General features: G+C 47.8%; 9 protein-coding genes. All 9 read left to right on the top strand.

Going from position 1 to position 13,004, the window contains the following annotated elements; genetic code table 11:
* The coding region (locus tag ACGG90_RS14625; protein WP_390407408.1) for a transposase at positions 1-617 on the top strand (617 nt) is incomplete at its 5' end.
* Positions 618-931: 314 nt separating this feature from the next.
* Entirely contained in the window at positions 932-2,575 is a 1,644-nt protein-coding gene (locus ACGG90_RS14620) for an alpha-glucosidase (protein ID WP_390410531.1), read from the top strand.
* A 1-nt stretch (position 2,576) separates the two neighbouring features.
* Positions 2,577-4,325: a glycoside hydrolase family 13 protein gene (locus ACGG90_RS14615; RefSeq protein WP_390410529.1), complete on the top strand. Its 1,749-nt coding sequence runs from the start codon at positions 2,577-2,579 to the stop codon at positions 4,323-4,325.
* Between the two features lie 95 nt (positions 4,326-4,420).
* Entirely contained in the window at positions 4,421-6,670 is a 2,250-nt protein-coding gene (locus ACGG90_RS14610) for a glycoside hydrolase family 65 protein (RefSeq protein ID WP_390410527.1), read from the top strand.
* Between the two features lie 11 nt (positions 6,671-6,681).
* Positions 6,682-7,350, top strand: coding sequence for a beta-phosphoglucomutase (gene pgmB, locus ACGG90_RS14605; RefSeq protein WP_125708940.1), 669 nt, complete (start codon positions 6,682-6,684; stop codon positions 7,348-7,350).
* The gene (locus ACGG90_RS14600) at positions 7,347-8,948 is read left to right on the top strand and encodes a glycoside hydrolase family 13 protein (RefSeq protein ID WP_390410526.1); all 1,602 of its coding nucleotides are present in this window, start codon (positions 7,347-7,349) and stop codon (positions 8,946-8,948) included. Before pgmB ends, ACGG90_RS14600 begins: the two co-directional genes overlap by 4 nt.
* Positions 8,949-8,988: 40 nt before the next feature.
* Positions 8,989-10,224, top strand: coding sequence for an extracellular solute-binding protein (locus ACGG90_RS14595; RefSeq protein WP_390410524.1), 1,236 nt, complete (start codon positions 8,989-8,991; stop codon positions 10,222-10,224).
* 137 nt (positions 10,225-10,361) lie between these two features.
* Positions 10,362-11,720, top strand: a complete 1,359-nt coding sequence (locus ACGG90_RS14590) for a carbohydrate ABC transporter permease (protein ID WP_125708934.1) — start codon at positions 10,362-10,364, stop codon at positions 11,718-11,720.
* A gap of 3 nt (positions 11,721-11,723) precedes the next feature.
* Positions 11,724-12,581 (top strand): sugar ABC transporter permease, encoded by an 858-nt coding sequence (locus tag ACGG90_RS14585; protein ID WP_125708932.1) that lies wholly within the window; start codon positions 11,724-11,726, stop codon positions 12,579-12,581.
* Positions 12,582-13,004 lie beyond the last annotated feature (423 nt).

The following is a 13,004-nucleotide window of genomic DNA, read 5'->3' as shown; positions in this document are numbered from 1 at the left end:
CGCCAAAATTTTACGAGATGTGCGACACACATGGCGTCGACTTTTTGGTTCGACTCAAGGCAAATTCAAAGCTTGGGAAGCTGGCAGAAACGGCCTTAGTGGATTGCCCTCCAAAATATGAAGAGAGCAAATGCGTCTACCACGAATTCAAGTATCAGGCCGCGTCATGGGGTAAAGCTCGCCGTGTTATCGTATGTTCTACTCATACGGCAGATGAGCTAGTTCCCTGGAACCACGCATTCGTAGTGACCAGCCTGGCCTCCGAGGCTCCAGAGACTTTGTTCAAGACCTATAGACAGCGGGGCAATGCTGAGAACCAAATTAAGGAGCTGAAATGCGGGTTTGGCTTTGACAAAACAGACAGCTCAACTTTTGCACGGAACACTGCACGAGCCTTGATCACCGGTATTGCCTATAACCTGGTTCAGCTCTTTAAACAGCTCTTTGTCTCGGAAGACCGTCGTTCAACCATCTCCTCGCTACGGTTCAGTCTCTTTCACATCGCCGGTAGGATTACTTGGCACGCCCGTCGTGTGGTGATTCATCTTGCTTCTAACTATGTTTACAAGAACTGGTTTAGTCGGCTCATGGACGAAGTCCATCAGTTGGCGACCTGAACTGAATAACTGAATAGGTCGTGCGTCGAGCCGAAAACTGGGTCGGTCTGTTCGTGGTGCATCGATCACCAACTTCTCCGCTCAGTCAGTATTCGCAACGCTCCAAACGTTGCTTTCAGACCGGCCAGATGCGATTTCATGTCCCCAATACCGAGGTGAATAATCCAGGTTAATTCATGATTGGTCTAGTTGAAAAGACTAGACTTTTTATTTGGAATGATTCTGATACCGGTAACAATCAGTCACAGCTTGCAAGGCATGCCGGTATTCTCGTATTCTATACCTAGCATATATTTGACGGAGGAGGCGACATTTTGGAAAATTGGTATAATCACGCGATCATCTATCAAATTTATCCGAAATCTTTTCAAGACAGCAATGGCGATGGTATCGGCGACTTGCCGGGCATTATTCAACGCATTCCTTATTTAAAAACGCTTGGTATCAATACGGTTTGGTTGAATCCCGTATTTACCTCGCCACAAGTGGACAATGGCTATGACGTGGCCAATTACTATGCCATCGATCCAGATGTCGGGACTATGGCGGATATGGATGCGTTGATCAAAGCGCTGCATGATGCTGGGATCCATTTGCTGCTGGACTTTGTGATGAATCATACGTCTGATCAACATCGTTGGTTTCAAGATGCAATCAAGCATCCTGGCAGTTTATATCGCGATTATTATATTTTTGCCGGGGATCACGATCAGCGCCCTAACAATTGGGGCAGCTTCTTTGGTGGCTCTGTGTGGGCCAAAGATCCAGCTGGTACCGGCAAATCATATTTCCACTTATTTGATCGGCACATGCCAGACTTGAACTGGGCCAATCCTGAAGTGCGCCACGCGATGGGCGATATTGCTGATTTTTGGCTGAAAAAAGGGATCGATGGGCTGCGCGTGGATGCCTTTATCCACATCGCCAAAGCCCGTTTAGATCAAGATTTTCCAACGGCAGACGGCTCGCATGAACCGGTAGTGGCAGAACCATTTTTTGCCAATTTACCGCAAGTGCAAACCTGGCTGCGACCGTTTGCAGAACGCATCAAAACCGATTACCCGCATGCTTTCTTGTTAGGGGAAGCCGCCAGTGCGGATGTGAATTTGGCGGCGGCTTATACCGATCGGTTGATGGATAGCGTGGTGACGTTTCGCTACTTTAAAGAAGATGAATCGCAAGTCGATCCCGCTTATCCGGCGCAATATCAACCTAAACCTTTGAATTGGCAAGCCTTCAAGCAAACCCAAGCAGTGTGGCAACAAACGTTATCAGCGATGCCGACGCTTTATTGGAGCAATCACGATATGCCACGCCTCCTTGGTCGCGTCGCCAAAGATTCATTGACGGCGCGGAGTTTGGCGATGTTGATGTATCTGCAACGTGGCATTCCGATCATTTATTATGGCGAAGAGTTGGGCATGACGAATCTACAGTTTGATTCAATTGATGAGTTTCAAGACCAAACCGTGGGGCCTTGGGTGCAAGCGGCGATGGCGGCTGGGCAAACCAAAACCCAAGCCTTGCAACAAGTTTCTGCCACCCATAAGTTGCCAGCGCGTGGTGGCATGCGCTGGGATAACACGCAAAATGCGGGCTTTTCCACCGGCACGCCATGGCTTCAAGGCAAAAGCGCTGATACGCCAACGGTTGAAAAGCAAGCTGATGATCCAGAAAGTCAGCTGAATTTTTACCGCGAGTTGTTGAAACTAAAGCAAACCGACTTGTTCAGTGATGGGGATTATCGCTTGTTGACCACGGACGCCAATAGTTATGTGTATCAACGGCAATTACAAAATCAAAAGGCAATCGTCGCCGTATCGATTGGCGATGCCTCAGTGATTGATTTGCCTCGAGCGCGTTATGATATTCGATTAGAAAATGGTACCGTGCAATTGTTGAACCAACAGCTACGCCTCAGTGCTGGTGCCAGTGTTGTTTTGATCACGGAGGAATAATATGTTAATTTCTGCAATGGCTCACCGTCCCGAAAGCGAAGATTGTTTCTTGATCGACGCACATCAAGTCCGGCTCAGATTCAAAACCGCCCTTGGTGATGTTCAAAATGTGACCGCTTTATATGGGGATCCTTATTGGAATTTACCCGATGAATCTGGCGAGTATCATTTTACTTATTCAAAAGCCCCTATGATTAAAGTTGCCAGTGGCCAAACTCATGACTATTGGGCAGTGACGTTAAAGCCGCCTTATCAGCGGATCCAATACTTATTTGCAGCCACTGACGCTGAAGGTAAAACCGTGTTATTCGGCGATCGCGGGCCCAGAGAAGATACTGAAGCCGAGCGCATCGAAGCGGCTAACTACTTCCGACTGCCTTATTTTCACGAAATCGATCGCACCAAAACGCCAGCGTGGGTCAGTGAAACGGTGTGGTATCAGATCTTCCCTGAACGCTTTGCCAATGGCGATCCTAGTTTGAATCCGGAAAATTGTTTGCCATGGCAGCCAGAAGATCATCCTGGTCGCGACGATTATTACGGTGGGGATCTGCAAGGCGTGTTGGATCACCTAGACGACTTGCAAGACCTCGGCGTAAACGGCTTATATTTCTGCCCGATTTTTAAAGCTAGCTCCAATCATAAATATGACACCATCGATTATTTGGAAATTGATCCAGCCTTTGGCGACAAAGCCTTGTTTGCCAAACTGGTGCATGAAGCCCATGCTCGCGGCATGCGGGTGATGCTTGATGCGGTGTTCAACCATATGGGTTATGCGTCGATGCAATGGCAAGACGTGTTGCAAAACGGCCAAAAGTCGCGTTTTGTAGATTGGTTCCATATTCATGATTGGCCGCTGTTACCATACCGTGATCCGACGCAAGGCCAAGGTGATCCACAATTTGATACCTTTGCTTTTGGCCCAGGGATGCCGAAGCTCAACACTGCGAACCCAGAAGTGCAGGCTTACCTATTAGAAATTGCGACTTATTGGGTCAAACAATTTGATATCGATGCGTGGCGCTTAGATGTCGCCAATGAAGTCGATCATCATTTCTGGCGTCAATTCCATGATGCCTTGATCGCCATCAAACCCGATTTTTACATTTTAGGCGAAGTGTGGCATTCAAGCCAACCATGGCTTAATGGCGACGAGTTCTCAGGCGTGATGAATTATGCCTTCACGCAACAAATCGAAGACCACTTCTTAACTGGCGTGAGTGATGCGCAAACGATGCTCGCCCGCTTAAGTGATCAGTTGATGTTGTATCGCGATAATGTTAATGCGATGATGCTCAACATGTTAGATTCGCATGATACCCCGCGCTTGTTGACAGTAGCTGGTGGTGACTTAGATCGCGCACTGCAAGCCTTGGCGTTTACCTTCTTACAAACTGGCACACCTTGCATCTACTACGGCACGGAAATGGGCATGTTCGGGGGAAATGATCCTGATGATCGCAAGCCGATGGACTGGTCGAAGTTGCATCAGTCAACGTGGCAACGCGTGCATGCATTAGTGGCGCTGCGGCGGGAATACGCTGAGCTGTTAGGCAATGGGACCACGACGTATGCTTTAACGGATACTGGTTTGATCAAAGTCACCCGCCAGTTAGCGGGTCAAACACTCGTTGGGTATTTCAACACCACGGATCAAGGTGCGGCGATTGCGGCACAACCATTGCTGCAACAAGGATTTGAGGCTGGTATTTTAAGCCCTAAAGGTTTTATTGTTCGCGCACAATGAAATCCTGATAACGGTAACAATGGGTTTCGCCTTGTAAAAACGCTTTCCAAACTGCTACGCTAGTAAGTGTTAAAAGCGAAACGGAGTGAGTGCAAATGAGTGCAAAGCGATTATTCAACATCGACCCTTGGCTGGTGGCAACGCATCAATTAGATAAAACCAATAAGCGCCTGCAAGAATCACTGACCGCCATCGGGAATGGGTATATGGGCATGCGGGGTAACTTTGAAGAAGGTTATTCCGGCGACACCTTATTGGGGGCCTACCTCGCAGGTGTGTGGTTCCCAGATAAAACCCGCGTTGGTTGGTGGAAAAACGGTTATCCTGATTATTTTGGTAAAGCCATCAACGCCCCAAGTTTTATCAACTTAGGCATTACCATTAATGGCGTGGCATTGGACTTAGCGAAAAATAACTTCCGCGATTTCAACTTACAACTCGACTTACATCAAGGCAAGTTGACCCGCAGTTTTGTATACGTTACAGATGATCTCGAAGTTGCCTTTGAATTTGAGCGGTTCGTTTCCAATGCCATGCAACAAGCCGGCTTGATCAAAGTGAACGCCAAAGTCTTAAAAGGCTCGGCTGAATTGAAATTTGATGCTGCTTTGGATGGCAATGTCACTAACGAAGACTCGAATTACGACGAACACTTCTGGATCCCGCAACATGAAGATGCTGCTCAAGGTTCGATCCAACTTGAAACCAAAGCCAATCCTTTCGACGTCCCGCAGTTCACGGTATTGCTCAAGCAAGCCTTGAAAGTGAACGGCGCGGCAGTTGAAGGCACCCGATCAACTGAACCAGGACGCTTAGATGAAACCTTAAGCTACGACTTAACCCAAGGCGATGCGCTTACCCTTGAAAAGCGCGTGATCGTCTTGACCAGTCGTGATGTTGAACCGGCAAAACAACCGGCTCAAGCCGATCAACTGATGGCTGAACTGCTACCGCAAAGTTTTGATGAAGCATTAGCTGCACATGAAGCAGTTTGGGCCAAGCGTTGGGCACAGTCAGACGTTGTGATCGACGGCGACCCGGCAGCGCAGCAAGGTATCCGCTTCAGTATTGCGCAACTGTTCATGACTTATTATGGCGAAGATACTCGCTTAAATATCGGGCCTAAAGGCTTTACCGGCGAAAAATATGGCGGTGCCACTTATTGGGACACTGAAGCATATGTGGTGCCGATGTACTTGGCTGTGACCCCACCAGAAGTCACCCGGGCATTGTTGCAATACCGGCACGATCAATTGCCAGGCGCTTATCACAACGCCCAACAACAAGGATTAGCCGGCGCGTTGTTCCCAATGGTCACGTTCAACGGCATCGAATGTCACAACGAATGGGAAATCACCTTCGAAGAACTCCACCGTAATTCCGATATCGCCTTTGCCATTAAGCAATACACGGATTACACCGGCGATGAATCTTACGTCAATGGGGATGGTATCGATGTGTTAGTCGGCGTGGCAAGATTTTGGGCGGATCGGGTGCATTTTTCCAAGCGCCATCAACAATATATGATCCATGGCGTCACCGGCCCTAACGAATATGAAAATAACGTCAACAACAACTGGTTTACCAACACCATGGCCGCTTGGGAGTTGCAATACACCCTTGAGCGTCTACCAAAAGCGGATGTTGATAAAGTTCAAGCGTTGGCCGTGACTGATGATGAAAAAGCGCACTGGCAAGATATTGTTGATCGCATGTATTATCCAGAAGATAAAGACTTGGGCATTTTTGTTCAACACGATACCTTCTTGGATAAAGATCTGCGCCCGGCAAGCTCGATTCCCGCTGATCAACGGCCACTCAATCAGCACTGGTCATGGGATAAGATTTTGCGCTCTCCATTCATCAAGCAAGCCGATGTGTTGCAAGGCATTTACTTCTTGAATGACCGCTTTACCCGCGAGCAAAAAGAAGCCAACTTCGACTTCTACGAACCGATGACGGTACACGAATCGTCCTTATCCGCTTCGATTCACGCAATTTTAGCCGCGGAATTGGGCAAAGAAGCAAAAGCCGTTGAACTGTATGCCCGCACGGCGCGGTTGGATCTGGATGACTACAACAACGACACTGAAGATGGCCTCCACATCACATCCATGTCTGGGGTTTGGTTAGCCATCGTTCAAGGCTTTGCTGGGATGCGCTACACTGGCGGCCATTTGAGTTTCAAGCCGTTTGTACCGAAAGGTTGGACGCATTACAGCTTTACGTTCAACTATCGCGGCCGCTTGATTGCTGTGGATGTGGCAGATGAAACCACATTGAAGTTAGTCAGCGGTGATCCGATCGATGTGTTAGTCTTTGACGAAACGGTGCACTTAAGTTAAGGAGGGGTTGCATGCTCAAAGGGTTAATTTTTGATTTGGATGGCGTGATCGCAGACACGGCGCGCTTCCACTTACAAGCATGGAATCAACTGGCTCAACGCCTTGATATCGTACTGCCACCAGAAGCAAACGACGCGTTGCGTGGGCGTTCGCGAATGGATTCGTTGAATTTGATTTTGAGCTATGGGAACAAAGTCGATGCCTATTCAGATGAAGAAAAAGCCGCCTTTGCCCAAAGCAAAAATGACTTATATCTTGAGTTGATCCAAACCTTAACACCGGCAGACATTTTGCCAGGGATCGCGCAGTTATTACAAGATGCTAAAGCGCAAGGCCTGCACATGAGCATCGCCTCAGCGTCAAAGAACGCGCCGACGATTTTGAAACACTTGCAACTCGATGACGCCTTTGATGCCATCGTTGATCCGGCTAAGTTGCATCGCGGTAAACCGGATCCTGAGATCTTCACCTTGGCGCAACAAGCATTGAACTTGCAAGCTCAGGATGTGATCAGCTTTGAAGATGCGTCAGCTGGCGTTCAAGCCATCAAAGCGGCTAACCAATTTGCGGTTGGCATCGGGGATGCACAAGTGTTAAAACTTGCTGATTATGTCGTGGCCAGCACTGCAGACTTGCAGTTAAGCAAGATCGTTGAAGCTTTTAAGGAGGTGAGCGCGTGAGTTGGTGGCAAAACGCAATCGTTTATCAAATCTATCCCAAGTCTTTTCAAGATAGCAATGGTGATGGGATCGGGGACTTGCCTGGGATCATCAGCCGTTTAGATGAACTGCAACAATTAGGCATCGATGCGATTTGGTTGAGCCCAGTGTATCTGTCGCCTGGTTTTGATAACGGTTACGACATTGCCGATTATGAAGCCATCGACCCGCAGTTCGGGACGATGGGGGATATGGATACCTTGATCGCCGCAGCCCAAAAGCGCCACATTCGCATCATCATGGATCTGGTGGTCAACCACACGTCTGATCAACATGCCTGGTTCAAGCAATCACGGTCTTCGCGAAATGATCCCAAGCGTGATTGGTACGTCTGGCGTGATCCGGTTGATGACCATGAACCAAACGACATGACGTCAACGTTTTCTGGATCGGCTTGGACCTTGGATGAGGCGACTGGTCAGTATTACTTGCATCTGTTCAGTCCGCAACAGCCGGACCTCAACTGGGAAAATCCTGAGGTGCGTCACGCGGTGTATGCGATGATGAATCGCTGGATCGATCGTGGTATTGGCGGCTTTAGACTCGATGTGATCGACTTGATCGGCAAAATTCCCGATCTTGAGATTCGCGAAAATGGGCCGCACTTGCATGACTACTTGCAAGAAATGAATGCCGCCACCTTTGGTCGTGCCGATTTGATGACAGTGGGCGAAACTTGGGGCGCTACCCCTGAAATCGCCAAGCAGTATTCAGATCCTGAGCGCCATGAGTTGTCGATGGTTTTCCAATTTGAGACCATGCAACTGGATCAAAAACATGGTGAACCCAAATGGCATACCATGCCATTAGATCTGGATCTGTTCAAACAGACCTTGATCAAATGGCAAACCGAATTGGATTATCAACATGGTTGGAACAGTTTGTTTTGGAACAATCACGACTTACCGCGGATCGTGTCGCGATGGGGCAATGATGGTCAGTATCGAGAACGCTCAGCTTCAATGTTTGCCATTTTGCTCCACTTGATGCGCGGGACGCCTTATATTTACCAAGGCGAAGAAATTGGCATGACCAACCGGCCGGTGACTAGCATCGATCAAGTCAACGACATTGAAAGCCGCAACTGGTATGCCGAACAATTGGCCAAAGGCGTTAGCGCTGACACTTTGATCAAGCAAGTCAACACCATGGGTCGAGATAATGCGCGCACCCCGATGCAATGGGATGACACGCCGCATGCCGGTTTCACCACCGGCATGCCGTGGCTGGCAGAAAATCCCAACTACGACCACATCAATGTCAAACAAGCACTTGCTGATCCCAATAGTGTTTGGCATGTGTATCAGCGCTTGATCCAACTCCGTCATCAAAACCCGATCGTCGTGCGTGGGGACTTTGAACCCCTCACTACCGATTCCGGGGTGATGGCTTATATCAGAAGCTTTGAAGGTGAGCGTTGGCTGATCGTGGCCAACTTAACGGATAAGCTTCAGCATTTTAACCAACCGAATATTAGCGAGATCTTGCTCGCCAATGTTGAACCGATCACCACCCAGCTTCAACCTTATCAAGCTTACGTCGCCAAGTTGGCGCTGTGAGTGTCGCAATTATAAAGATATTTTGGGGAGGAACAAGATTATGAAAACTTGGAAAAAAGTGATGTTAGGTAGCGTCACCTTGCTCGCATCCATGGCTTTGGTGGCTTGTGGTAAAAGCTCAAGCTCCACAGACACATCCAGTAGCAAAGAAGTCACTGGGACGGTTAAATTGTGGGTCGACACGACGCAAGTGCCTTACTACAAGACCATCGTTAAGAACTTCAACAAAGAATATCCAAAAGTTAAAGTCGCTGTTACTCAAAGTCCTAATGGTTCTGCCAACGCTAAAACCGATGTCGGCAAAGACCCGGCTAAAGCTGCGGATGTTTTCGAAGTGCCAAACGATCAATTAGGTTCTATGGCGGATCAAGGCTACATCAACCCATTGTCACCCGCTTCCACTAAGACGGTTAAAGCAAACAACGTTTCCGTTGCAGCAAAAGCGGTTGAATGGAACAATAAGCTTTATGCCTATCCATTTGCTGAACAAGCCCAAACTCTTTATTACGACAAGTCCAAGTTGTCGGCTGAAGATGTGAAGACTTGGGACGGCATCACCGCTAAAGGTGTGATCGCAACTGACTTCACCAACGCATACAACTACTATCCAGTCTTCTTATCTGCCGGCACGAACTTGTATGGGACTGACGGTGAAACCTTGAAAGGCACCAATGTTGCCAACGCTAAAGGGGTTGCAGCCATGACTTGGTTGGCACAACAAAAGGCCAACAAGAATGTGATGCAAACGTCTAACGCTTTGAACCAATTGAAGTCCGGCGCGGCTGCTGCAACGTTAGATGGTCCTTGGAACTCCGCTAACATCAAGAAGATTTTAGGCAAGAACTTCGCCGTTGCCCCATATCCAACGGTCAACATCAACGGCAAGCAAGTGCAACTCAAAGCGTTCTTAGGCATCGAAGCCTTTGCGGTTAACTCCCATACGTCCACTAAGAACCAAAAAGCGGCGGCAACCTTGGCTGAATACATCACCAACAAGAAGTCTCAACTGATCGTTTACAAGAACTCCGGTCAGATCCCTGTTGATAAAGCTGCCCAAACTAGTGACACCATCACGTCTGATCCTGTCGCCAAAGCGGTTATGACGATGTCCAAGTCTTCTGACCATTCCATCATCATGCCTAAGATGGCGCAAATGGCAACCTTCTGGAACTTATCTGCGCCTTTGATCAACGGTGCTTACACCGGCTCGATCAAGAGCTCCCAATACATGGATAAACTCCAAACTTTCCAAGATGCCATTTCCAAAGAGAACTAATCTGATTTAATTAAGGGCCGTGATCACCACAATCACGACTTCCGCTTTGAAGCAAAGCTGTGGCTTTGCTTTAAAGCGGAGGGTTTAACCTTCAGCCATTATTCTGTATCAAAACTGATTTTGGAAGGAGCAAGACGATGTTTAAAAAACACAATAAGGTCCAGCCGCCTGCGACTTATCGAGAGGTATGGTCAAAAGGCGATGTCTCCTTCAAGCTATCATTTCTCCTGATGGGATTTGTCCAATTGCGCCATAAGCAATGGGCTAAAGGGATCGCCTTATTAGGCATTCAAATCGCTTTTTGGGTTTGGTTTATCTTCAGTGGGGTCAGCGCCTTAAGCATGCTGAGCAACCTCGGGGAAATCAAATCAAAAAAAGTGGTCTTTGATCAAACCCAAGGCGTTTATTTAACCAAGCTACCGGATAACTCGGTATTGATCCTATTATTTGGGGTGTTGGCAGTGATTTTACTGCTGGCAATGTTAGGCTTGTATATCGCGCATTTGCGCTCGATGCGCACATTATATGTGCAATTGCGTGATGGCGAACATGTGCCGACCAACCACGAGAACTTGCATGCCTTGATCGATGAACGCTTGCATTCCACGTTGTTGGCAGTGCCGATCGTGTTGATCGTGGCGTTTACGATTTTACCGACGGTGTACATGATCTCCATGGCGTTCACCAACTATGATGGCAAACATCCAATCGGGTTTTCCTGGACTGGATTTAAAGCATTCGGCAACGTGCTGACTGGCGACTTAGCTGGGACGTTCTTCCCAGTGTTAGGTTGGACCTTGGTTTGGGCGGTTTGTGCCACCGCGACGACGTTCTTCTTCGGCGTTTTGCTGGCGATGTTGATCGAATCCAAAGGCATCAACCATAAAGGCTTCTGGCGGACGATTTTCGTGATCGTTTACGCGGTACCGCAATTTGTTTCCTTGTTGATGATGGCTCAGTTCTTGGATCTGCAAGGCCCACTCAACAATATTTTAATGAGTATTCACTTGATCTCCAGTCCGATCAACTTCATCGGCGCGTCTGCTAGTCCTTTGGTGGCGCGGATCACCGTTATCGTGGTCAACATGTGGATTGGGATCCCAGTATCGATGTTGATTTCCACGGCGATTATTCAAAACTTGCCCCAAGATCAAATCGAAGCGGCCCGCATCGACGGGGCCAATGCATGGCAAGTGTTCCGCTCGATCACGTTCCCGCAAATTCTGTTTGTGATGGCACCAAGTTTGATCCAACAATTCATTGGGAATATCAACAACTTTAACGTCATTTACTTGTTGACGGCAGGGTATCCAATGAACAACAACTATAACGGCGCCGGAGACACTGACTTGCTGGTGACCTGGTTGTACAACTTGGTCTTCGGCCAAACGCAGCGTTACAACGCCAGTGCGGTACTTGGGATCTTGATCTTTATCCTCAGTGCGGTATTCTCGCTGATCGCTTACCGTCGCACCAATGCATTCAAGGAGGGCTAAAAAATGAAATCATATCATGCACAGCGCCGCCTGTCCTTGGTATTTCGTTATTGCTTATTAGCACTGCTGGCGATTTTATGGATCATCCCCATTGTGTGGATCATTTTAGCCAGCTTCTCATCTAATGATACCGGCTTTGTCTCAACCTTTTGGCCAAAGCAATTCACGTTGCAAAACTACATCGGGATCTTCACGTCTGATCAATTTCCATTCTTGTACTGGATCCGCAACACCTTGCTGGTCAGCTTAGTGACGATGGTGTTATCCACGTTTGTCACGATTTGTGTGGCGTACACCTTGTCGCGGTTGCGCTTCGCCTTTCGTAAGAAGTTCTTGCAAATCGCCTTAGTCTTGGGAATGTTCCCAGGATTCATGTCGATGATCGCCTTGTACTACATTTTGAAAAACTTCAACATGTTGAACCTCGGCGGCTTGACTTTGGTTTACGTCGGCGGTGCCGGTTTAGGCTTCTACATCGCCAAAGGCTTCTTCGATACGATTCCAGTTGCTATTGATGAAGCGGCGGTGATGGATGGGGCCACCAAATGGCAAGTGTTCATTCATATCGGCTTGCCAATGAGTCGCCCGATCATTGTTTATACGGCTTTGACGGCGTTCATCGGCCCTTGGATCGACTTCATTTTCTCAGGGATCATCTTGTCAAGTTCAGGCAATGCCAAAACTTATACCATCGCTTATGGCTTGTACAACATGTTGCATTCCACTAAGGGTGCATCGACGACATACTTCACTGAGTTTATCGCTGGATGTGTTGTCATCGCTATCCCGATCACGATTTTGTTTATCATCATGCAGAAGTTCTATGTTTCTGGGATCACTGCTGGTGCAGATAAAGGCTGATCAATTAAAAACGGGAGTTTGTCAAATGGTGTTGAAGGATAATTTTTATCCTTTGAAGGTTTCTCAAAAATGAGGAGCCTTTTTGTTATCTTATAAGTTGATGTACACTGTCAGACGATTTCTTCCAAGAGCCTTGTTTTAGGGTAACTCAAATAAGCCTCATTCTTCAGTAAGCAGGAGATAACAGCACGGATTCCCTAATCAAATTTCCAGCGGTACACTGACCTCATCAATTATGGTGAGGTATTTTTTATGTCAGATAAACCCGATATCGTCCAAATCAAGATGGATCAACCGTAAGCACCTAATAACAGACCGCCTATCCCTCTCAATTGCCAAGCGGTATCATGACCTCATCATAAGAATGGTGAGGTATTTATATGGACGAAGATCAACCCGAGATTGTTCGTATCAAGTTGGACG

This window comes from Lacticaseibacillus jixiensis, from assembly GCF_042847315.1.
GTDB lineage: Bacteria > Bacillota > Bacilli > Lactobacillales > Lactobacillaceae > Lacticaseibacillus > Lacticaseibacillus jixiensis.
This window is presented reverse-complemented; position numbering and strand designations above follow the sequence as displayed.

What these genes read in the sequence shown, in the direction of transcription:
- ACGG90_RS14595 (WP_390410524.1), top strand. Translation starts at nt 8,989, where the DNA reads ATGAAAACTTGGAAAAAAGTGATGTTAGGTAGCGTCACCTTGCTCGCA.
- pgmB (WP_125708940.1), top strand. Translation starts at nt 6,682, where the DNA reads ATGCTCAAAGGGTTAATTTTTGATTTGGATGGCGTGATCGCAGACACG.
- ACGG90_RS14590 (WP_125708934.1), top strand. Translation starts at nt 10,362, where the DNA reads ATGTTTAAAAAACACAATAAGGTCCAGCCGCCTGCGACTTATCGAGAG.
- ACGG90_RS14615 (WP_390410529.1), top strand. Translation starts at nt 2,577, where the DNA reads ATGTTAATTTCTGCAATGGCTCACCGTCCCGAAAGCGAAGATTGTTTC.
- ACGG90_RS14610 (WP_390410527.1), top strand. Translation starts at nt 4,421, where the DNA reads ATGAGTGCAAAGCGATTATTCAACATCGACCCTTGGCTGGTGGCAACG.
- ACGG90_RS14585 (WP_125708932.1), top strand. Translation starts at nt 11,724, where the DNA reads ATGAAATCATATCATGCACAGCGCCGCCTGTCCTTGGTATTTCGTTAT.